Consider the following 20,315-nt stretch of genomic DNA (forward strand, 5'->3'; position numbering starts at 1 on the left):
CCCGAGGGCGGTGCGCCACGATTGGGGCCCCCGCCGGAGAGAGGATCCGACGCATGGCGATGCGCCGCTCGTTCCCCACCGTCCTGTCCGACCGGCTGCCCGAGACGCGTGACTTCTACGTCGCGCTGCTCGGCTTCGAGGTCGCGTTCGACAGCGACTGGTACGTGGCCCTCACCCTCCTCGACGGGGACGAGGCCCACGAGCTGGCGATCTGGGCCGTCGGCCACGAGCTGGTACCGCCCCCGTACCGCGCCGACCCCGCCGGCGTGATCCTCACGTTCCTCGTCGACGACGTGGACGCGGTGCACGCCGAGGCGCGCCGGGCGCGGATCCCCGTGGTCGCCCCGCCGCGTGACCTGTTCCACGGTCGCCGCCAGATGCTGGTGACCGACCCCAACGGCATGCTCGTCGAGGTGTCCAGCCCGAGCACGCCGTCACCCGCGTTCGCCGCGGAGCTCCTCCGCCGGGGCCGCGCCCCGGAGACCACCGGCTGAACGTGCCCGACGGTCGGGGTCCCGAGACGAACCCGCTCGCCGAACTGCTCGGTGGCAAGGGCCAGGCGATCGACGCCTCGGTGCCGTCGGTGGCGTTCGTCGCCGTCTGGCTCGCGGCGGACGCGCTCGGCTGGCCGCAGTCGGTGCTGGCCGGCGGGATCGCCGCGGTCGTCGTCGCGGGCGGGGTGGCCCTGTGGCGCCACCGGCGCGGGGAGCGTCCCCGCGCGGTCGCGGTGGGGCTGCTGCTGGCCGTCGGCGCGGCGCTGCTCGCCCTCTACACCGGACGGGCGCAGGACTTCTTCCTGCCCCGCATCGTCGCCAACGCCGGGAGCCTCGCGGCCTGGCTGGTCTCGATCGCGATCCGCTGGCCCCTGCTCGGGCTCGTCGTGGGCGCCCTCACCGGCCACCCGACGCTGTGGCGCCGCGACCCGGACCTCGTGCGCGGGTACTGCCGGGCGAGCTGGGTGTGGGTCGCCCAGTACGCGGTGCGCGTCGTCGTGTTCACGGGCCTCTGGGCGGCCGACCAGGTCGTCGCGCTGGGGATCGCGCAGGTGGCGCTGACCTGGCCCCTCGTTGTTGCCTGTATCGCAGCGTCCTGGCCTCTGGTTCGCTCGGCCCTACCGCCCGGGCATCCAGGCCCGCGGCGTCCCGTCGTCCAGGAGTCATGATCCGGTCGGACCAGCCGTTGGGCCGATCGGTGGAGACATAGATCGTCCGCGGGTGAACGCTCTCACGGGCGGACAACGATGGACGATGGGAGACGTCGTCCGTTGTGGTCGGTGGGAGCATCGACCTGCCATCCGACCCCCCACGAGGGGGTCGACCGCACCCGATCCGCGCAGCCCGGGAGCCATGTCCGACACAACCTCCGAAGCGAAGTCCCCCGCAGCCTCGTCAGGTATTGGACTGACCTTCCCGCAGATCATCGCCAGCGCGCTGGCCGCCGCCACCGCGGCGATCCTCGGGTCGTTCATGGGTGTTCTCGGCACCATCGGTGGTGCCGCCGTCGCCTCGATCATCAGTACGGTCGGGTCGGCGATCTACCAGCGCTCCCTCGAGGCCACGCGTGACCGGGTCAAGCAGAAGCTCGTCGTCACGAGCGCCGGCAACACCCGCGTGGCCGCCGCCGTGGGCAAGGTCGCCGGTGCCGCGGGCCCGGCGGCCGTGCAGCCGGGCCCCACCCGGGTGCAGGGCGGTCGGCCGATGGTCGGCCCGCCGACGCCCGGTCCCGGCGTGCCGATGCCGCCGCCCCCGCAGGGGCGCCCGGGCATGCCGCCGGCCGACCCGACGCGTCGCGTCCCCACCGGTCCGCCGACGGCGCGCCCCGGGCAGCCTGGCCAGCCGCAGATGCCGCCCGGCCGGGTCGCGCTGCGGGCCGAGGGGCTCGCGGACCCGACCCGGGTGCACCCGCGGATGGACCCGAACGCGGACCCGCACGCCGCGCCCACCGAGGTGCGTCCGACGGCGTTCATCCCGCAGAGCCGTCAGACCGGCACGCCACCCGGCGGCGGCCCGACCGCGGTCATGGGGCAGCCCGGGCGTCCCGTCCCCGGCGGTCCGGGTGGCCCCTTCGGTCCGGGCGGGCCCGGTGGTCCGGACGACCCGGCCACGCGCGTCGCGCCGGTCGAGCCGGAGCCCGCGCGTCCGAAGTTCAGCCTGGCCGCACTGAAGGCGGGTCTGAAGGGCCTCGGCTGGAAGACCTGGCTGACGCTCGGCGGCGTCGCGGCCAGCGTGTTCGTCATCGCCCTGCTCGCCACCATCGGCGTCGAGACCGCCACCGGGCACCCGCTGTCCGGCGGATCGGGCGGCACCTCGGTGGGGAGCCTGTTCGGTCAGGAGACCGGCACGAGCGAGGCCACGACCACGCCGGCCGAGTCGTCCACCGACGACCAGGACACCGCGACGACGACGCAGGAGACCGAGCAGCAGCAGGCTCCGACGGACGGCGACACCACGACGTCGCAGCCCACGCGGTCGACCACGCAGCCGCCGCGGACCTCGCAGAACGGGATCCTCCCGAACCTCGGGGGCGGTACCGGCGGCCAGGGTTCCGGAGGCGGTTCCACCAACGGCTGACTTCTCCGGTGATCTCCCACCGACGGCCGGACGAACGTTCTAGCGTTCGTCCGGCCGTCGTCGTCTGTACGCCGAACGGCGCAACGGGCAGACGAGTCGGGGGGACGGATGGGTCGGCGGGTCCTGCTCCTGCTGGTCGTCGCCGCCGTTCTGCTGGGCGCTCCGGTCCCGGCGCTCGCGGCGCCGGCCGACACCCCCGCGGAGCTGGGGCAGGTCAAGGAGTCGATCGACGCGCTGGCCGAGCAGCGGGGCGCCCCGACGGCGGTCAGCGCGTGGTGGGTGGACGCGACGAGCCGTTCGGTGGTCCTGGCGCTCAACAGCAGCCCGCGCGACGCCCGCACGTCGGGGTGGGTGGACGAGGCCCGCGCCGTCGACCCGGCCGTCCGGGTGATCGACGGCGTCGCGGCGCCGACACCGCGCGCGGACCCGCCCGTCTACGACCTCGTGGGCGGTGACGCGATCCGGATCACCGGACGGCGCTGCTCCGTGGGCTTCTCCGCGACGGCCGCCTCCGGCGCGCAGCGGCTGGTCACGGCCGGGCACTGCACGCAGCGGGGCGGCGAGGTCGCCGGCGCCAACAACGTGCCCATCGGGCCCGTGCGCAGCTCGGTGTTCGACCGCACCGGGGACTGGTCGGTCGTCGACGTGGGCCCCGGCTGGCGCGCGACGCCGTCGGTGGCCGCCGAGGGGTCGAGCACGCGCGCGATCACCGGGACCGCGACCGCTCCCGTCGGCGCGGCCGTCTGCCGGTCGGGCTCCACCACCGGCTGGCGCTGCGGCACGGTGACCGCCGTCGACGTCACCGCCAACTACGCGGCGGGCCCCGTCCAGGGCCTCGTACTGACCACGGCGTGCAGCGAGGGCGGGGACTCCGGCGGGCCGTTCGTGTCCGGCAGCTCGGCGCTCGGGGTGCTCTCCGGCGGGACGGGCGACTGCACCACCGCCGGCGGCACGAGCCTCTACCAGCCGATCGACGAGGTGCTGCGCACCGAGGGGCTGCGACTGTCGACCGCCTCGTGACGAGGGCTCACAGGCGCGCGCGCAGACGGCGGGCCGCCGCCTCGGGGTCGTCGGCCTCGGTGATCGCCCGGACCACGACGACCCGGGTGGCTCCGGCGGCGAGGACCTCGTCGAGGCGGGCGTCGTCGATCCCGCCGATCGCGAACCACGGCCGGGCGGGCGACCGGGCGGCGGTCTCGCGGACCAGGTCGAGGCCGGGGGCCGGGCGCCCCGCCTTGGTCGGCGTGGGCCAGCAGGGGCCGGTGCAGAAGTAGTCGGCGCCGGGCTCGACGGCGGCCGCGGCCGCCTGGTCGGCGTCGTGGGTCGAGCGCCCGATCAGCACGTCGTCACCCACCACCCGGCGCGCCCACGGCACCGGGAGGTCGTCCTGGCCGAGGTGCAGGACGTCGGCGTCGGCGGCGAGGGCGAGGTCGGCACGGTCGTTGACCGCCAGCAGCGCGCCGTGGCGCCGTGCGGCCCCGCCCAGGACCGCGAGGGCGGCGAGCTCGTCGCGCGCCTCGAGGCCCTTCTCGCGCAGCTGGATGATGTCGACGCCACCCCGGAGCGCCGCATCGGCGAACTCGGCGAGATCGCCCTGCGCGGCGCGGGAGTCGGTGCACAGGTACAGCCGCGCCTCCTCGATGCGGGCGCGTCGGTCGGTGCGGCCGGCGGCTCCGGCGATCGGCGTGGCACTCACCGTGACGACGCTAGCGCGTAGCGTCGGCGGGCGTGTCGGACCGGCTCGTCATCGTGGGCGCGGGGGCGGTGGGCGCCGCCGTGGCGTGGGTCGCGGCGCGCGACCGGCTCGCGGGCGAGGTCGTGCTCGTCGACCCGGACCCGGGTTCCGGGGCCTCGCGGGTGGCGGGCGGGATGCTCGCGCCGATCAGCGAGGCGTGGCCGGGGGAGCGCGAGGTCCTCGAGCTGGGTGCGGCGTCGCTGGCGCTCTGGCCGGGGTTCGCCGAGGCCGTCGCCGCCGACGGCGGGCTCCCGGTCGGGCTGCGTCGCGAGGGCACGGTGCAGGTGGCGGTCGACGCCGCGGACGTCGCCGACCTCGACCGCGTCGTCGAGCACCTGCGCGCATGGGGCCGCGACGTCGAGCGGTACGGCGGCCGCGAGCTGCGCCGTCGCGAGCCCGCGCTGGGGCCCGCGGTGCGGGCGGGCCTGCTGATCCCCGACGACCTCGCCGTCGACAACCGCGCGCTGCTCGCCGCCCTCGAGGCCGCGGGTCGGGCGCACGGGGTGGTGGTCTCCCGGCGTCCCGTGTCGCGGGTCCTGGACGACGGGGCGCGGGTGACGGGGGTCGAGCTCGACGGCGAGGTGCTCGAGGCCGACCGCGTCGTCGTGGCCGCCGGCGCCTGGTCGGGCGCGCTGCACCCCGTCCTCGAGGGCCGGGTCCGCCCGGTGAAGGGCGAGATCCTGCGGGTGCGGGCGCGGCGCTCGTCGCTGCCGCCGCCGTCGCGCACCGTGCGCGCGGCCGTCAGCGGGCGGCCGGTGTACGCGGTGCCGCGGGAGGGCGGGCGGCTGGTGGTCGGGGCGACCCAGTACGAGGCCGGCTTCGATCCCGACGTGCTCGTGGGCGGGGTCCGCGATCTCGTCGGCGACGTCGAGCGGGTCCTGCCGGGCATCGCGGACTACGCGCTCGACGAGACCGCCGCGTCGTTCCGTCCGGGCACGGACGACAACCTGCCGCTGCTCGGGCCGGTCGGGCCCTCGGGCCTGTTCGCCGCGACCGGGCACGGGCGCAACGGGATGCTGCTGGTCGCGGTCACCGTCGGCGCGCTGGCGGCCGCCCTGCGCGGGGACCCGCTCCCCGACGAGGCCCGTGCCGCCGCGGCCGACCGCTCGGCCGTCGCGCCGGGCTGAGGTCCGCGCGTACTCTGGAAAACGGACACCACGGGAGCCCCGTCAGGGGGCTGAGAGGGGGCCATCGGGGCCCCGACCGTCGAACCTGATCCGGGTCATGCCGGCGCAGGGAGTGAGGGGCACGCGATGACCACCGTCTGGTTGAACGACGAGAGCCGCGAGGTGCCGGCCGGGACGACGGTCGCCGCCCTGATGGCCGAGCACGGCGTGCCCGAGCGGGGCGTGGCCGTGGCCCTCGACGGCGCGGTCGTGCCCCGGGCGAGCTGGGCGACCGTCCGGCTGCTCGAGGGCGCGCGCCTCGAGGTGCTCACCGCGGTGCAGGGAGGATGACCATGGACCCGCTGGTGATCGGCGACCGCAAGTTCGGCTCGCGACTGATCATGGGTACGGGGGGCGCCTCCGGGCTGGCGGTGCTCGAACGCGCGCTCGTCGCGTCCGGCACCGAGCTGACGACGGTGGCGATGCGCCGCCTCGACGCGGGCGGGGGACCGGGCGTGCTGGCCCTGCTCGAGCGCCTCGGCATCGAGGTGCTGCCCAACACCGCCGGCTGCCGCACCGCCGCCGAGGCCGTGCACACCGCCCGGATGGCGCGCGAGGCGCTGGAGACCGACCTCGTCAAGCTCGAGGTCGTCCACGACGAGCGGACCCTGCTGCCCGACCCCATCGAGCTCCTCGACGCCGCCGAGCAGCTCGTCGACGACGGCTTCACCGTCCTGCCCTACACCAACGACGACCCGGTGCTCGCGGCGAAGCTCGCCGACGCCGGGTGCGCGGCGGTCATGCCGCTGGGCGCCCCGATCGGCACCGGCCTGGGCATCCGCAACCCGCACAACATCGAGATGATCACGTCGGCGGCCTCCGTGCCGGTGGTGCTCGACGCCGGGATCGGCACGGCGTCCGAGGCCGCGCAGGCGATGGAGCTGGGGTGCGACGCGGTCCTGCTCGCCACCGCCGTCACCCGCGCCTCCGACCCGTGGGCCATGGCGCACGCGATGCGCCTGGGGGTGGAGGCGGGGAGGCTGGCTCGCGGTGCGGGGCGCATCCCCCGCCGCCACTGGGCGCAGGCGTCGAGCCCTCAGGTGGAGTAGCGGCCGTGCAAGCCCTGCGTCCACGCTTGCACTGAGCGCCAGGAAATCCGCATCCTCGCGAGTCGTCAGAGACCCGCGACGGCCAGGCGCCCCGCCGCGTGCATCGGCTCGGTGGAGCGCAGGGCGCGGCTGAGGACGAAGGCGCCCTCGAGGGCACAGAGGATCGCCAGCGCCCGGTCGCGGTCGCCGTCGAGGCGCTCGGTCAGGGCCTCGGTCCAGGCCGTGAACACCTCGGCGGTCGCCTGCCGGAGCAGCTCGTCGGTGCTCGCCACCTCGAGGGCGACGGTCGCGATCGGACACGCGTCGACGTAGTCGGTCGCCTCGAGCGTCTCGGCGGCCCCGGAGAACACGGCGCGGACGGACTCCGCGGTGCTCGTCTGCGCGTCGTACACGGCGGTGACCAGCGCCTGGAAGAACGCCCCGCTGGCGCGGATCACCTCGCCCGCCAGCTGCTGCTTCCCGCCGGGGAAGTGGTGGTACAGCGAGCCGAACGGAGCCTCGGCCTCGGCGACGACGGCCTTGAGCCCGGTGCCGGCGTAGCCCTGGCGCCGGAAGAGCTCGGCGGTGGCGACGAGGATCCGCTCGCGGGTGGGGGTCTTGTCCACGGTCACATCCTATGCTCTTCTCTCACTAGAGCGTTCTACCTAGAAGCGAGGGAGTGAGTGCGATGCGAGGGATGCGGACGGGGGTCGGGATCGGCGTGGCCGCGGGCCTGGGGGCGCGGGCGGCGCTGCCGGTGGTGCTCCGGAGGAAGTTCGCCGGGGACGTCGCACGGCTCAATGCGGGCGATCCGACGGCGCTGCTCGAGGCCTACGCCGACGACGCGGTGCTGCACTTCCCGCAGGGCGACCACCGTTTCTCGGGGCCGTGGGCGGGCAAGCCGGCGATCGAGCGCTTCCTGCGCATCTTCGTCGCCGCGCGGATCCAGGGCGAGCTGCGCGACGTCGCGGTCAGCGGGCCGCCGTGGGCGATGACGATCTGGGTGCGCTTCGACGACCACGCCGACGCCGAGGACGGCACGCGCCTCTACGAGAACCGGACGGTGCTCGTGCTGCGTACGCGCTGGGGCCGCGTCGTCGACCACGAGGACTTCTTCACCGACACCGAGCGGATCGCTGCCTTCGACCGCGCGCTGGCCGAGCGGGAGCCCGAGCTCGCGGTGGTGGGGTCAGCTCGCCGCTGACCGTCGACGATGGGGATTTCCTGGCGTTGAGTGCAAGCGTGGACGCAGGGCTTGCACGGGGTCAGTGCAGGGCCACCGGCAGGGCGTCGACGCCGTAGACGATCGAGGTCGTGCGGAAGGGCTGGTCGTCGAGGCTGCCGGCGTCGTCGGCGAGGCGCAGCTCCGGGAAGCGGCGCAGGAGGGCCGGGTAGGCCGCGCGCAGCTCCATGCGGGCGAGCTCGGCGCCGATGCACCGGTGGATGCCGTGCCCGAACGCCAGGTGCGGCGTCGGGGCGCGGCGGGGGTCGAAGCGCTCGGGGTCGGGGGTCAGGCGCGGGTCGCGGTCGGCGCCCGAGAGCGACACGAGCAGCCCGTCGCCCTTGCTGATCGCGACGCCGCCCAGGGTCATGTCCTCGGTGGCGAACCGCGGGAACGCGATCTGGACGACGGTCAGGTAGCGCAGCAGCTCCTCGACGAATCCGTTCACGGCCTCCGGCTCGTCGCGCACGAGGGCGAAGCTGTCGGGGTCGCGCAGCAGGACCATCGCGCCGAGCGCCAGCATCGACGCCGAGGTCTCGAGGCCGCCGGTGAGCAGGCCGTCGGCGAGCTCGGCGAGCTCGTCGGTGTCCAGCTCGTCGCCGTGCTCGCGGATCAGCTGCCCGAGCAGCCCCTCACCGGGCTCGATCCGCTGGCGCTCGACGACGCCGCGGAGGTACTGCAGCGAGCCGGAGATGTTGTCGAACACCGCGCCCGCGCCGCCGAAGAGGTCGAACCGGGCGGTGGAGAGCGCCTGGAACTCGTCGCGCTCCTCGTAGGGGATGCCGAGCAGCTCGCAGATGGTCAGCGACGGGATCGGTGTGGCGAAGTCGCGCACCAGGTCCACGGGCTCGCCGGCCGCCGCCAGCTCCGCCATCGCGTCGAGGCGGCCCTCGACGATCTCGGCGATCCGGGGGCGCAGCCGGCTCAGGCGCCGGTAGGTGAACTCCGGCGTCAGCAGCCGGCGCAGCCGCGTGTGCTCCGGCGGGTCGGTGAAGCCCAGCCCGCCGGGGTTCTGGCCGCCCTCGATGCCGGCCTGGCCGACGAGGTGCCCGAAGTCGTTCGAGAGCCCGCGGGTGCGGCCGAGGACGGCGCGCGCCTCCTCGTGGCCGGTGATCAGCCACGCCGTCACCCCGAAGGGCAGGGGGAAGTGCCGCACCGGCGCGTCCTCGCGCGCCTCGCGCAGCGCCGGCACCGGGTCCAGGCCCTCGCGCCGCAGGGGCATCAGCGCGTGGTCGGGGAGCAGCGTCACCGGGTCCAGGCCGCGGCGGCTGCGCCACGCGAGGTACTGCCGGGCCGCCCACCCCACGACGCGCGACCGCAGTGCGGCCAGTCGTGAACGGTCCACCACCGTGTCCACTGTGCCCTCCCTGCCCGGTGCGACGCCGACCGGGGACCGAGGCTAGGCCGTGTGTCCCCCGGTCGGACCCGGTGGAGGGGGTGTGTCACCCCACCGTTCGTCGGGGTCGCCCCCGGGGAGATGTCCGGGTGACCGTCGTGCGGTGCTGTCCGGATCGTCCCCGATGTCGCTGTTGCCGTCCACCGTCCGGGGCATCACGGGGCCCCGGACCAGCGTCGGGCTGCCCAGGCCGAGCCGCGAGAGCTCGAGATCGGCCAGACGCGCGAGGACGTGGGGGTCGCCCCGACGCCATCCGCTCGCCGCACCGGGCACCGATCGGGTGAGCCTGCGGGGCGACGCGTGGGCGAGCGCCCGCAGCGCGAGGAGGTCCGCGTCGGCCTCCCCGCCGCGCAGGCCGTCGCGCAGCAGGAGGACCGCCCGGGCCGAGAGCATCCACCGCACGCGCAGCCACGCCCACGCCACGACCACGGGGACGATCGCGAGCAGGGCGATCGCCCACGACAGGCCGGAGGCCAGCGCCTCGACCGCGGCGATCTCCTGGTCACCGGCCGCCACCAGGCCCTCGCCCGCCTGCGTGCCGTTCGAGAGCGCCCGGGCGAGGTCGTCGCCGACGAACGGGACCCCGGAGGCGGTGTCGGCGGCGCCGCCGAAGGTGTCGCGCACCTGCACCCCCGCCGCGCCGAGCTGGCGGCCCGGTGCCTGGAGGGTCAGCACCGCGTCGTAGAGCAGGATCGCGATCGAGACGACGACGGCGACCCAGGTCAGGACGGCGACGTCGGCGACGAACTGGCGCGCCCGCCGCCGCGGCCGCTCGGCGTAGATCGGCCAGCGGGCCCGCGTGGGGTTCAGGACGGGCACCGGGTCGCCGGCCTCGGGACGCACGGCGGGTGTGTGCCCCCGGGGCGCGGAGGGCACACCCGGCGCGTGCCGCAACCCCGTCGTGTCGCCGTCCTCGACGACTACCAGCAGGTCGCCTCCACCTACGCCGACTGGGACGCCCTCGACGCGGAGGAGGTGACGTTCTTCGCCGAGCACCTCGGTGACGCCGACGGCGTCGTCGCCGCGCTCGAGCCCTACGACGTCGTCGTCGCCATGCGCGAGCGCACCGCCTTCCCGGCCGACGTCCTCGCCCGCCTGGGGAACCTGCAGCTGCTGGTGACGACGGGTCCGGCCAACGTCGCCATCGACGTCGAGGCCGCCCGGGCGCGGGGCGTCACGGTGTCGGGCACCGGCGGGGTGAGCCCGTCCACCCCGACCGTGGAGATGACCTGGGCGCTGATCCACGCGCTCGCCCGCCACGTCCCCGCCGAGGACCGCGCCGTGCGCGAGGGGCGCTGGCAGCACACCGTCGGGCGCGACCTCTCCGGTCGCCGCCTCGGCGTGATCGGGCTCGGGGGCCTCGGACGGCCCGTCGCGACCGTCGGCCTGGCCTTCGGCATGGACGTCGTCGCCTGGAGCCAGCACCTCGACCCCGACGACGCCCGCGCCGCCGGCGTCGGCGCGGTGAGCAAGGACGAGCTGCTGGAGACCTCCGACGTCGTGACGATCCACCTCAAGCTCTCGGAGCGCACCACGGGGCTGCTCGGACGTGACGAGCTGGCGCGGATGAAGCCGGACGCGCTGCTCGTCAACACCTCGCGCGGACCCATCGTCGACGAGGACGCCCTGGTCGAGGCGCTGCACGCGGGCACCATCGGCGGGGCCGGGCTCGACGTCTTCGGCGCCGAGCCGCTCCCGGCCGACTCACCGCTGCGCACGGCCCCGCGCACCGTGCTCACCCCGCACCTGGGCTACGTCACCGAGGGCACCTACGACGTCTTCTACCGCGAGGCGGTCGAGGACATCCGGGCCTGGGCGGACGGGGCGCCGATCCGGGAGCTCTGAGGGCCCGAGGGCCGTCGGCCTCGTGAGTGTTCCGGGTCGCCGGAGCAACCCGGAACACTCACGTGCGGCGGAGCCGCCTCACACGTGCGCCTGCACCGCCCAGAACGGCGAGACCGGGCCGACGCCGGCGCCGAGGGGGTAGGACTCGGCGACGGCGCGGCGGATGTAGCGCTCGGCGGAGGCGACGGCATCGGGCATCGACAGGCCCCGGGCCAGCGCCGCGCAGGTCGCGCTGGCCAGGGCGTCGCCCGCGCCGTGGACGTGCGGGGTGTCGATGCGCGGCCCCGAGAACTCCCAGGTCTGCTCGCCGTCGAAGAGCAGGTCGACCACCTCGGGCGAGCCGTGCAGGTGGCCGCCCTTGACCAGCACGTACCGCGGCCCCATCGCGTGCAGGGCCTCGGCGGCCTCGCGCGCCGTCGCCGCGTCGGTCACCGTGATCCCGGCGAGCAGGCGCACCTCGTCGAGGTTCGGGGTCGCGAGCTCGGCGCGCGGGAAGAGCCGGGTGCGGATCGCCTCCATCGCGTTCTCGGTGAGCAGCGGGTCACCGCGCATCGAGGCCGCGACGGGGTCGACGACGAACGGCGTCCTGTCCGGTCCGCGCCCGATGTCCACCTCGTCGACGACGTCCGCGACCGCGTCGATGATCTCCCGCGAAGCGAGCATCCCGGTCTTGGCGGCGCCCACCCCGATGTCGGTGACGACCGCGCGCACCTGCGCCGCGACCGTCTCCGCGGGCACCAGGTGCACGCCGGACACACCCAGCGAGTTCTGCACGGTCACCGCGGTGACCGCGACGCACCCGTGCACCCCGCAGGCGGTCATCGCCCGCAGGTCGGCCTCGAGGCCTGCGGCGCCGCCGGAGTCGGAGCCGGCGATGGTCAGCGCGCGCGGCGGGGTGGGGTTCACGGCGGTCATCCTGACCCGTCGGGGCACGGCGTCGCGCCGCCGGGACCACCGTCGTTAGCGTGGCCCGGCTCACCCACGCGCAAGGAGGCTCCATGACCCGCGACGTCCGCGTCACCGTGCTCGGCTCCGGTTCCTGGGGGACGACGGTCGCGGGCCTGGCCGCATCGAACGCGCCGACCCTGCTCTGGGCCCGCTCGCCGGAGACCGCGGAGGAGATCACCACCCAGCACACCAACAGCCGCTACCTGGGCGACCGCCGGCTGTCCCCGAAGCTGCGGGCCACCTCGGACCTCCAGGAGGCCGCCGAGCACGCCGACGTGCTCGTCGTCGGCGTCCCGTCGCACAGCATGCGGGCGGTGCTCACCGAGGCCTCCCCGCACCTGCGGCCGTGGATCCCGGTGATCTCGCTGGCCAAGGGTCTCGAGCCGGACAGCCGCAAGCGCCCCACCCAGGTCCTCGAGGAGTGCCTGCCCGGGCACTCGGTCGGCCTGCTGGCCGGCCCGAACATCGCCGGGGAGATCGCCGAGGGTCTGGCCGCCGCGGCGGTGATCGCGACGCCGGACACCGCGGTGGCGACCGCGCTGCAGCCGCTGTTCGCCCGGCCCCGCTTCCGCGTCTACACCAACCACGACGTCCTGGGCTGCGAGCTCGGCGGCATCCTCAAGAACGTCGTCGCCATCGCGTCGGGGATGGGCGACGGCCTCGGGGTCGGCATGAACACCCGCGCGATGGTGATCTCCCGCGGGCTCGCCGAGATGACGCGGATCGGCGAGGCCATGGGCGCCGACCCCCGGACGTTCGCCGGGCTCACCGGCCTCGGCGACCTCATGGCCACGTGCATGAGCAGCGCGTCGCGCAACCGGCGGGTCGGCGAGGAGCTGGCGAGCGGGAAGAGCATCGACGAGGTGCTCGACGGGATGACCCAGGTCGCCGAGGGGGTCAAGACCGCGCGCAGCGTCGTCGAGCTCGCCGAGGAGCACGACGTCGCGGCCCCCATCGCGGGCGAGGTCGACGGCGTCGTCAACGAGGGCCGCACGCCCGCCCAGGCCTACCGGGGCCTGCAGAAGATCGCCGCGGGCAGCGAGTACGAAGCCGCCTGAGACGTCACGGCCTGAGAATCCTCACGGCTCCCAGTCGGCCACCGACCACAGCGCCGACACCGGGCCGTGGCCGGCGCCGAGCGGGTAGGCGTGCTCGACGGCGCGGGTGATGTAGGCCTTGCCCAGCGCGACGGCGTCGACGAGCGGGAGCCCGCGCGCGAGGCCCGCGGTCACCGCCGACGCGAGCGAGTCGCCGCCGCCGTGGCTGTGCTTGGTCTCCCGGCGCCGCGAGGTGAACCGGTGCTCGGTGCCGTCGGCGGTGAGCAGGAGGTCGACGACCTCGGGCGAGCCCTCGAGGTGCCCGCCCTTGACCAGCGCCGCCCCGGCGCCCAGCCCCACGAGCGCGCGGGCGGCCTCGCGCGCGGTGTCGTCGTCGACGACCTCGACGCCCACGAGCAGCCGGACCTCGTCGAGGTTGGGGGTCACGAGCGTGGCGCGCGGGATCAGGTCGTCGCGCAGCGCGCCGAGCGCGTCCGGCGCCAGCAGCGGGTGGCCGTGCATCGAGGCGGCGACGGGGTCGACGACGAACGGGATCCGAGTCCCGAGCCCGATCTCGTCCCCGGCTGCGACGACGGCCTCGATGATCTCCGTCGAGGCGAGCATGCCGGTCTTCGCGGCGTCGATGCCCATGTCGCCCGCCACCGTGCGGATCTGGTCGGCGACGACGTCGGGCGGGATCGGGTGGAACCCCGAGACGCCGACGGAGTTCTGCACGGTCACCGCCGCGATCGCGACGGCGCCGTGCACCCCGCACGCGGTGAAGGCCCGGACGTCGGCGGTGATGCCGGCGCCGCCTCCGGAGTCGGTGCCCGCGATCGCGAGGGCGACGGGCGGGGTGCGTGGTTCCGCGGTCACCCGGCCAGCTCACCCCGCGGGTCGCGGGTAGGCAACTCCGGGCGCAGACAGCTCAGTGGTCGGCGAGCTCCGTCGGGACGGCGAGCACGTCGACCATCGCGGCCCCGCGCAGCACGGTGACCGGCATCGTCCGCCCGATCGAGGACGCGAACAGGCGCCGCTGCAGGCCCTGCGCGTCGGAGACGGGCTCGCGGTCGGCGGAGACCACCAGGTCGCCCGCGCGCAGTCCGGCGTGGGCGGCGGGGCTGCCGGCGACCACCTCCGCGACCCGCAGGCCCCGCGGGCGCCCGAGGCGCGCGGCGATCTCGGCCGGCAGCGGCGCCGGAGCGCCGACGAGTCCGAGGTAGCCGCGGCGCACCCGGCCGTCGGCGCGCAGGGACTCGAGGATGCGCCGCGTGGTGGCCGAGACCGGCACCGCGAGCCCGAGCCCGACGCCCGCGACGGCGGTGTTGATGCCGACCACGCGCCCCGAGGCGTCGGCCAGCGCGCCCCCGGAGTTGCCGGGGTTGAGCGCGGCATCGGTCTGGATGACGTCCTCGACGACCCGGCTCGCGCGGCCGCTGCGCACCGGCAGCGCCCGCCCCAGCCCGCTGACCACGCCCGCCGTCACCGACCCGGCCAGGCCCAGCGGGTTGCCGACGGCCACGACGAGCTGGCCGACGACGAGCTCCGCGGCGTCGCCGAGCTCCAGGGGCGGTGGGGTGGGGTCGGGGGTGACGAGGACGGCGAGGTCGGAGAGCGGGTCGGTGCCGCGCACCGTCACCGCGCCCTCCGTGCCGTCGGCGTAGGCCACCGATCCCTCGCGGTGCCCGCCGACGACGTGCGCGTTGGTGACCAGGACCCCGTGGTCGACGACCACCGCCGACCCGCTGCCGCGGCCCGCCTGCACCGCGGCCACCGACGGGCCCACGTGCGCCGCGACCGCGCTGACCGTCCGGGAGTAGGCATCAAGCTCGTCCACACCCTCGTGCTTACACCGTTGCACGTGCTCGCGAGCGCCCTGTCCGCTGTGGGCGGACGCTGGTGGGCTCGTTCCACCGGGCCGGCGCGCGTCTCGTGATCAACGGGGAGTTTCGACGCGTAGAAGCAGCGAACAGGCCGTTCGCTGCGTCTGGGGTGGACGGCTGGCTAGTGGCCGAAGGGGTCCGGGTCGACGCCGGGCATCCAGGAGCGGCCGGGGACGCCCCAGCCGTGGTCGCGGACGGCGCGCTTGGCGGAGCGCCGGTACCGGCCGACGAGGCGGTCGAGGTAGGTGTCGCCGTCGAGGTGGTCGGTCTCGTGCTGCAGGCAGCGGGCGAGGTAGCCGGTGCCCGTCACGACGACCTCGTGGCCCTCGGCGTCGACGCCGCGGACCTCGGCGTGCTCGGCGCGACCGGTCGGGAACGACTCGCCGGGTACCGACAGGCAGCCCTCGTGGTCGTCCTCGGGGTCCGGCATCGTCTCCGGCGGCGGGTCCGCGGTGAGCACGGGGTTGACGACGACGCCGCGGCGGTTCTCGCCGTCGAGCTCGGGGTCGGGGCAGTCGAAGACGAAGACGCGGCGGTCGTCGCCGATCTGGTTCGCGGCCAGTCCGACCCCGTTGGCGGCGTCCATCGTCTCGAAGAGGTCGTCGACGAGGGTGCGCAGCGAGTCCCCGCCGAACTCCTCGGGCGTCACCGCGCGGGTCGGGCGGTGCAGCACCGGTTCTCCGACGATGACGACGGGCCTGACGGTCACGGCGGGCACCGTAGTGCCCCCGCTCGGCGGAGTTGCGGGCGAGGAGCGCCCGCGTTGTCGGGGCGCCGTGCTTGAATGGAGGGGCCCGAATGACAGGCGTGTCATTCGTGGGCCAGCGCCGGGTGAGCGGGAGGCGAGAAGCGTGGCGGACGCCGTACGGGTGCATCCTCCTCAGGACGAGCCGTCGGACGGGCTCGACCGTCGCGACCGGGAGATCCTCGCGTTCGAGCGCCAGTGGTGGAAGTACGCCGGCGCCAAGGAACAGGCGATCCGCGAGCTCTTCGACATGTCCGCGACGCGCTACTACCAGGTGCTCAACGCCCTGGTCGACCGTCCGGAGGCCCTCGCGGCCGATCCCATGCTCGTGAAGCGCCTCCGCAGGCTCCGTCAGAGCCGGCAGCGGGCCCGTGCGGCGCGTCGCCTCGGAGTCGAGCCCCGTTGATGTTCTCCTGACTCCGAGGCGGTCTTCCGCCGAGCGAGCGGGGCGGACACGGTCCGCCGAGGGGAGCACGAGATGACAGGGCCCGGGTCCGCCGACGCCTCGCGGATGCGTATCGCGGGCATCGTCCTGCTCGCGATCGCCGGCGTGGCCGCCGTGGTCGGTCTGCTCGCGCTCGGCGGGGAGGGGCCCTCGAGCCCCACGGCCGCGCCCGCGAGCCCGACCGCGACACCGCTCCCCGGCGCCAACGGCGCCCCCGCGCCCGGCGACCCCGCCGCCCCGAACCAGGCCGGCCTGCCGCCGGCGCCGGGCACGCCCGGTGGTCCTGCCCTTCCCGGCCCGGTCCCCGGCGGACCCGGCGCGCCCGGTGTCGCCGCTCCCGGCACCCCCGGCGCTCCCGGCGGCGGCCCTGCCGTCGGCGCGCCGATCGTGCCCGGCGGCGGTCCCGGTGGCCCCGGCGCTCCCGGCGCTCCCGGTGGCCCGGGCGGTGCGGGCGCGCCCGGTGGCGGCGGCGGCGTGGTGGCCGGCGGTTCGGGCGGCGGCTCCGGTGGCGGCGGCGTCTCGGCCGTCGGGGTCCGCGTGTTCAACAACTCGACGATCCCGGGTCTCGCCGATCGCGCGGCGAGCGAGATGCGCGCGCAGGGCTGGAACGTCGTCGAGGTCGGCAACTACCCGTGGGGCACGATCCCCGTGAGCACGGTCTACTACCGCCCCGGCACCGACGAGCAGGGCGCCGCGAGCGCCATCGCGGGCCAGTTCGGTCTGCGCTCGGAGCCCCGCTTCGACGGCATCCAGAGCGCCTCGCCCGGCGTCATCGTCATCGCCACCAACAACTGGGGCTCGAGCTAGTCCTCTCCGGCAGCTAGTTCTCTCCGGCAGCTAGTTCTCTCCGGCGTAGGCCTCGAGCGCGGCGAGCTGCCGGGGGTCCAGCGAGGGCCGCACGGCCTCGCGGGCGGTGGCCAGGTCGCGCGCCGACACCTCGGTGGACTCCAGCGACGTCCGCATCGCCGTCAGGGCCGCCTCGCGGATGAGCGCGGCACAGTCGGCCGCCGAGTAGCGGTCGAGGTCCTCGGCCAGCGCGTCGAGGTCGACGTCGTCGGCGAGCGGCGTGTCGCGGGACGACGCGCGCAGGATGTCCGCGCGGGCGGCGGCGTCCGGCGGCGGCACGTACACGCGGCGCTCGAGACGCCCGGGACGCAGCAGCGCGGGGTCGATGAGCTCCGGGCGGTTGGTGGCCGCGAGCACGACGACGTCGCGCAGCGGCTCGGCGCCGTCCAGCTCGGTGAGCAGGGCGGCGACGACCCGGTCGGCGACCCCGGCGTCGGTGGACCCCCCACGGCGTGGCGCCAGGGCGTCCACCTCGTCGAGGAACACCAGCGCGGGCGCGGCGGCCGCGGCCCGGCGGAACAGCGCGCGGACCGCCCGCTCGGACTCGCCGACGTACTTGTCGAGCACCTCGGCGCCCTTGACGACGAACACGTTCAGCGCGCCCGTGCCGGCCAGCGCCCGCACGAGGAACGTCTTGCCGCAGCCGGGGGGCCCGTAGAGCAGCACGCCGCGCGGGGGTGACACCCCGAGCCGCGCGAACGAGTCGGGGTAGCGCAGCGGCCACAGCACCGTCTCCGTGAGCGCCTGCTTCGTCTCGACCATGTCGCCGACCCGCTCGAGGGTCAGCCCGCCCGAGGACAGCGTCTGCGAGCCCGACGACAGCGACGCCGGGCGCACCGAGGTCACCGCGCCGAGCAGGTCGTCGGTCTCCAGCGTGGGGTCGTCCTCGCCGGCGCCCACCCGCAGCGCCGCCCGGACCGCCGCCTCCCGCCGCAGCGCGACGAGGTCGCCCGCGACGAAGCCCGGGGTCCGCGCGCCGACGGAGGCCAGGTCGACGTCCTTGGCGAGCGGCACCCCGCGCAGCAGCACCCGGAGCAGCTCGGCGCGGTCGCGGTCGCCCGGGGCGGGCAGGGTCAGCTCGCGGTCGACGAGGTCGGGGCCGCGCAGCCGCGGGTCGAGGGACTCGGCCCGCGACGAGGTCACGACCAGCGCCACCCCGGGCGTGTTCACCGCGCCCCGCAGGGACTCGAGGACCAGCGTCGCCAGCGGCGGCGGCTCGGAGGCCGGCAGCAGCACCTCGGCGTCGGTCACGAGGAGCACCGACGGCATCGACGAGGTGGCGTCGTCCACGGCCTCGCGCACCCGGGCGGCGGCCGCGCCGGCCTCGATGGCGGCGGCGCCCGGCCCGTCCAGGCGGACCACGCGCGCGTCGGTGTCGGCGGCCACGGAGCGAACGAGCGTCGTCTTGCCCACGCCCTCGGGCCCGCTCACCAGCACGCCGAGGCGCGGGGCCGCGCCGAGGCGTTCGAGCAGCTCGGGGCGGCGGAAGACGAGGTCGAACCACTCGCCGAGACGGCGCGCGGGGTCGGCCTGCCCCACGAGGTCGGCGACCGCGACCACGGGCTCGGTGGGCACCGACTCGACGGGCTCGGTGACCACGACCGGCCCGGCCTGCGTCCCGGCGGCCCGCGTCCCGGCGGCCTGCGTCTCCGCGACCTGCGTCGGCCGGGCCTGCGTCAGCACGGCGGACGACCCCGCGGCCGTGCCCGTGCTCGCCCCGTTGCGCCACCGCACGACCGTCGTCGGCCCGACGCAGAGCGCCGCGGACGGGTCGGCGCCCGCGGGCGGCTCGGCGGCGGTGACCGTCACGAGCTCGGTGGTCCAGGTGCCGCCCAGGGCCGCCGCGAGCCCGCGCCGGGCGCCCGCGGCGTCGGAGCCCGGGGTCGGGGCGAGGTCCTGGGGCAGCAGTGAGAGCGTGTCGCCGGGCAGCAGGACCTTGCCGGTCAGCGCGAGGCGCAGCGTCTCCGGGGCGAGGGCGACGGTCGCGAGGCGGGAGCCGGCCAGCTCGATGCCGCGTGCCACGGCCACCGGTGCGGCCGCGACCCCGACGGTGGCGCCGTCGACGACGCCGGCGTTGACCATCGTGGTCTCGTCGAGCACCGCCGCGCCCGGTGCCGCCGGCGCCGGGGCGGGGGCGACGAGGGCGGCGGTGGTGCGCGCCCCCGTGACCCGCACGGCGCCCCAGGCCTCAACGCCCAGGGCGGTGATGACCTCGGGGTGCAGGCGGACGACCCCGCGACGCGCGTCGCCCGCGGACGTGCCGAGACGCGCGAGGAGGTCGACCCCGTTCGGCGCGGTCACGGCCGGTCGTCCCGGGGCCGGTCATCGCGGGGCCGGTCGTCGCGGTGCCGGTCGTCGCGGTGCCGGTCGTCCCGGTGCCGCCGCAGTCCGAGCCGGCGGGAGCCCCGGGGGCGACGGCCGCCCGGGATGCCGCTCTGGGCGGGTGGCGGCGGCGGCAGCGGGCCGGTGCGCTCCGGGCCGCGGGCGCGGTCGCGCTCGTAGTCCCGCTGGTAGTCGAACTCGCGGGGGTAGTCGCCGTCGCCGTTGCGGTCGCGGTCCCGGTCGCGGCCGATGTTGCGGGCGGCGGTCCCGGCGCGCGCGGCGGCGCCCGCGACCCGTCGACGCAGCGGGCGCCGGGGCGGAGCCAGCCCGAGCCGGCGGTGGGCGCGGCGCACCGCGCGACGCTGGCGCGGCGGCACGTGCCAGACCTCGGGGTGGCGGCCCAGCCAGCGGTAGCGGTTGGCCGCGTAGGGGATGTGCAGCAGGTACGCGCCGACGGCGACGGCGTAGACGACGAACGGGAAGGTCACCAGCGCGGCGGCGGCGAGCGCGACGGCCACGAGCAGCGGGGCGACGAGCCGCGGCGGGACCCGCACGCTCTTCAGCGACGCCGTCGGCACCCGGCTGATCATCAGCGCGCCGACCATCACCGTCCACACCGACACCACGATCGGCTGCGACCAGAAGCCCGGGCCGAGCTGGACGTCGAGCGCCAGCGGGGCCAGCGCGACGAGCGCGCCGGCGGGCGAGGGGACGCCGACGAAGAACTCGCCCGCGTACGGCGGGGCCTCCTCGTCGTCGGAGAGCGTGTTGAACCGGGCGAGACGCAGCGCCGCCGAGACGACCATGGCGAGCGCGACCACCCAGCCGATGCGGATGTCGTTGAGCGTCCAGAGGAACAGGATCAGCGCGGGCGACACCCCGAACGAGATGCAGTCCGACAGCGAGTCGAGCTCGGCGCCCATGCGGCTGGTGGCGTCGAGGAGACGGGCCAGGCGCCCGTCGAGGGCGTCGAACACCGCGGCGAGGGTGATCGCGGCGAGGGCGGCGGCGCGGTTGTCCGTGAGCATGAACTGCACGCCGGAGAGCCCGGAGCACAGCGCGAGGACGGTGACCGCGTTCGGCAGCAGGCGCACCCCGCGGCCGCCGCTGCGCTCGGCGATGTCGGG

22 protein-coding genes and 1 riboswitch are annotated in these 20,315 nt (G+C 76.0%); of the genes, 12 read left to right on the forward strand and 10 right to left on the reverse strand.

The features are described from left to right. Positions 1-53: 53 nt before the first annotated feature. The 4 genes from PH191_RS18585 (at position 54) to PH191_RS18600 (ending at position 3,590) form a co-directional block, all read left to right on the forward strand. A complete protein-coding gene (locus tag PH191_RS18585) occupies positions 54-494 on the forward strand; it encodes a VOC family protein (protein ID WP_274196103.1) in 441 nt (146 codons plus the stop codon). Between the two features lie 2 nt (positions 495-496). Then, positions 497-1,162, forward strand: coding sequence for a DUF3159 domain-containing protein (locus tag PH191_RS18590; protein ID WP_274196104.1), 666 nt, complete (start codon positions 497-499; stop codon positions 1,160-1,162). A 184-nt stretch (positions 1,163-1,346) separates the two neighbouring features. Continuing rightward, positions 1,347-2,570, forward strand: coding sequence for a hypothetical protein (locus PH191_RS18595; RefSeq protein ID WP_274196105.1), 1,224 nt, complete (start codon positions 1,347-1,349; stop codon positions 2,568-2,570). A 108-nt stretch (positions 2,571-2,678) separates the two neighbouring features. Continuing rightward, the gene (locus PH191_RS18600; protein ID WP_274196106.1) at positions 2,679-3,590 is read left to right on the forward strand and encodes a S1 family peptidase; all 912 of its coding nucleotides are present in this window, start codon (positions 2,679-2,681) and stop codon (positions 3,588-3,590) included. A 7-nt stretch (positions 3,591-3,597) separates the two neighbouring features. On the opposite strand, the gene thiE is transcribed toward PH191_RS18600, so the two are convergent. Next, entirely contained in the window at positions 3,598-4,266 is a 669-nt protein-coding gene (thiE, locus tag PH191_RS18605; RefSeq protein WP_274196107.1) for a thiamine phosphate synthase, read from the reverse strand. A 32-nt stretch (positions 4,267-4,298) separates the two neighbouring features. Between thiE and thiO the strand changes: the two genes are divergently transcribed. The 3 genes from thiO to thiG all read left to right on the forward strand — a co-directional run bounded on the left by thiO (position 4,299) and on the right by thiG (position 6,520). Beyond that, positions 4,299-5,432 carry a glycine oxidase ThiO gene (thiO, locus tag PH191_RS18610; protein WP_274196108.1) on the forward strand — a complete coding sequence of 378 codons (1,134 nt, stop codon included), beginning with the start codon at positions 4,299-4,301 and terminating at the stop codon, positions 5,430-5,432. 20 nt (positions 5,433-5,452) lie between these two features. Further along, positions 5,453-5,562: riboswitch (TPP riboswitch) on the forward strand. Next, positions 5,559-5,762, forward strand: coding sequence for a sulfur carrier protein ThiS (gene thiS, locus PH191_RS18615; protein WP_274196109.1), 204 nt, complete (start codon positions 5,559-5,561; stop codon positions 5,760-5,762). (Overlaps the previous riboswitch by 4 nt.) Then, positions 5,759-6,520: a thiazole synthase gene (thiG, locus tag PH191_RS18620; protein WP_274196110.1), complete on the forward strand. Its 762-nt coding sequence runs from the start codon at positions 5,759-5,761 to the stop codon at positions 6,518-6,520. The genes thiS and thiG overlap by 4 nt, the downstream gene beginning before the upstream one ends. Before the next feature lie 65 nt (positions 6,521-6,585). Here thiG and PH191_RS18625 read toward each other — a convergent pair whose 3' ends face one another. Beyond that, on the reverse strand, positions 6,586-7,125 hold the full coding sequence (locus PH191_RS18625; protein ID WP_274196111.1) for a TetR/AcrR family transcriptional regulator: 540 nt from the start codon (positions 7,123-7,125) through the stop codon (positions 6,586-6,588). 71 nt (positions 7,126-7,196) lie between these two features. Here PH191_RS18625 and PH191_RS18630 point away from each other — a divergent pair, with 71 nt between their 5' ends. After that, positions 7,197-7,703, forward strand: coding sequence for a nuclear transport factor 2 family protein (locus tag PH191_RS18630; RefSeq protein WP_274196112.1), 507 nt, complete (start codon positions 7,197-7,199; stop codon positions 7,701-7,703). Between the two features lie 61 nt (positions 7,704-7,764). On the opposite strand, the gene PH191_RS18635 is transcribed toward PH191_RS18630, so the two are convergent. Both PH191_RS18635 and PH191_RS18640 read right to left on the reverse strand, forming a co-directional pair. Beyond that, positions 7,765-9,051 (reverse strand): cytochrome P450, encoded by a 1,287-nt coding sequence (locus tag PH191_RS18635; RefSeq protein ID WP_274196193.1) that lies wholly within the window; start codon positions 9,049-9,051, stop codon positions 7,765-7,767. 69 nt (positions 9,052-9,120) lie between these two features. Next, complete coding sequence (locus tag PH191_RS18640; RefSeq protein WP_274196113.1) at positions 9,121-9,960, reverse strand: hypothetical protein; 840 nt, start codon at positions 9,958-9,960, stop codon at positions 9,121-9,123. Positions 9,961-10,002: 42 nt separating this feature from the next. Between PH191_RS18640 and PH191_RS18645 the strand changes: the two genes are divergently transcribed. Further along, positions 10,003-10,962, forward strand: coding sequence for a D-2-hydroxyacid dehydrogenase family protein (locus PH191_RS18645; RefSeq protein WP_274196114.1), 960 nt, complete (start codon positions 10,003-10,005; stop codon positions 10,960-10,962). Between the two features lie 78 nt (positions 10,963-11,040). Here the strand turns inward: PH191_RS18645 and thiD (PH191_RS18650) are convergent, their stop codons facing one another. Beyond that, positions 11,041-11,877, reverse strand: a complete 837-nt coding sequence (gene thiD / locus PH191_RS18650) for a bifunctional hydroxymethylpyrimidine kinase/phosphomethylpyrimidine kinase (RefSeq protein WP_420791824.1) — start codon at positions 11,875-11,877, stop codon at positions 11,041-11,043. 83 nt (positions 11,878-11,960) lie between these two features. Here thiD (PH191_RS18650) and PH191_RS18655 point away from each other — a divergent pair, with 83 nt between their 5' ends. Next, positions 11,961-12,968: an NAD(P)H-dependent glycerol-3-phosphate dehydrogenase gene (locus PH191_RS18655; protein ID WP_274196116.1), complete on the forward strand. Its 1,008-nt coding sequence runs from the start codon at positions 11,961-11,963 to the stop codon at positions 12,966-12,968. Positions 12,969-12,989: 21 nt separating this feature from the next. On the opposite strand, the gene thiD (PH191_RS18660) is transcribed toward PH191_RS18655, so the two are convergent. The 3 genes from thiD (PH191_RS18660) to PH191_RS18670 form a co-directional block, all read right to left on the reverse strand. Continuing rightward, positions 12,990-13,823: a bifunctional hydroxymethylpyrimidine kinase/phosphomethylpyrimidine kinase gene (gene thiD, locus PH191_RS18660; RefSeq protein ID WP_274196117.1), complete on the reverse strand. Its 834-nt coding sequence runs from the start codon at positions 13,821-13,823 to the stop codon at positions 12,990-12,992. A gap of 52 nt (positions 13,824-13,875) precedes the next feature. Then, positions 13,876-14,784 (reverse strand): S1C family serine protease, encoded by a 909-nt coding sequence (locus tag PH191_RS18665; RefSeq protein ID WP_274196118.1) that lies wholly within the window; start codon positions 14,782-14,784, stop codon positions 13,876-13,878. Between the two features lie 167 nt (positions 14,785-14,951). Next, entirely contained in the window at positions 14,952-15,539 is a 588-nt protein-coding gene (locus tag PH191_RS18670) for a peptide deformylase (RefSeq protein ID WP_274196119.1), read from the reverse strand. 142 nt (positions 15,540-15,681) lie between these two features. Here PH191_RS18670 and PH191_RS18675 point away from each other — a divergent pair, with 142 nt between their 5' ends. Both PH191_RS18675 and PH191_RS18680 read left to right on the forward strand, forming a co-directional pair. Next, on the forward strand, positions 15,682-15,981 hold the full coding sequence (locus PH191_RS18675) for a DUF3263 domain-containing protein (RefSeq protein WP_116707140.1): 300 nt from the start codon (positions 15,682-15,684) through the stop codon (positions 15,979-15,981). Positions 15,982-16,053: 72 nt separating this feature from the next. Next, a complete protein-coding gene (locus PH191_RS18680) occupies positions 16,054-16,827 on the forward strand; it encodes a LytR C-terminal domain-containing protein (protein WP_274196120.1) in 774 nt (257 codons plus the stop codon). Between the two features lie 30 nt (positions 16,828-16,857). Here PH191_RS18680 and PH191_RS18685 read toward each other — a convergent pair whose 3' ends face one another. After that, complete coding sequence (locus PH191_RS18685) at positions 16,858-19,167, reverse strand: AAA family ATPase (RefSeq protein ID WP_274196121.1); 2,310 nt, start codon at positions 19,165-19,167, stop codon at positions 16,858-16,860. Beyond that, positions 19,164-20,309: a CDP-diacylglycerol--serine O-phosphatidyltransferase gene (pssA, locus tag PH191_RS18690; RefSeq protein WP_420791829.1), complete on the reverse strand. Its 1,146-nt coding sequence runs from the start codon at positions 20,307-20,309 to the stop codon at positions 19,164-19,166. Before pssA ends, PH191_RS18685 begins: the two co-directional genes overlap by 4 nt. Between the last annotated feature and the right edge of the window lie 6 nt (positions 20,310-20,315).

The organism is Actinomycetospora callitridis (genome assembly GCF_028737265.1).
GTDB lineage: Bacteria > Actinomycetota > Actinomycetes > Mycobacteriales > Pseudonocardiaceae > Actinomycetospora > Actinomycetospora callitridis.

Excerpts from the sequence above, each read along its gene's own strand:
- PH191_RS18585 (WP_274196103.1), top strand. The coding sequence starts at position 54 with ATGGCGATGCGCCGCTCGTTCCCCACCGTCCTGTCCGACCGGCTGCCC.
- PH191_RS18595 (WP_274196105.1), top strand. The coding sequence starts at position 1,347 with ATGTCCGACACAACCTCCGAAGCGAAGTCCCCCGCAGCCTCGTCAGGT.
- PH191_RS18600 (WP_274196106.1), top strand. The coding sequence starts at position 2,679 with ATGGGTCGGCGGGTCCTGCTCCTGCTGGTCGTCGCCGCCGTTCTGCTG.
- thiS (WP_274196109.1), top strand. The coding sequence starts at position 5,559 with ATGACCACCGTCTGGTTGAACGACGAGAGCCGCGAGGTGCCGGCCGGG.
- thiG (WP_274196110.1), top strand. The coding sequence starts at position 5,759 with ATGACCATGGACCCGCTGGTGATCGGCGACCGCAAGTTCGGCTCGCGA.
- PH191_RS18630 (WP_274196112.1), top strand. The coding sequence starts at position 7,197 with ATGCGGACGGGGGTCGGGATCGGCGTGGCCGCGGGCCTGGGGGCGCGG.
- thiD (WP_420791824.1), bottom strand. The coding sequence starts at position 11,877 with ATGACCGCCGTGAACCCCACCCCGCCGCGCGCGCTGACCATCGCCGGC.
- PH191_RS18655 (WP_274196116.1), top strand. The coding sequence starts at position 11,961 with ATGACCCGCGACGTCCGCGTCACCGTGCTCGGCTCCGGTTCCTGGGGG.
- PH191_RS18680 (WP_274196120.1), top strand. The coding sequence starts at position 16,054 with ATGACAGGGCCCGGGTCCGCCGACGCCTCGCGGATGCGTATCGCGGGC.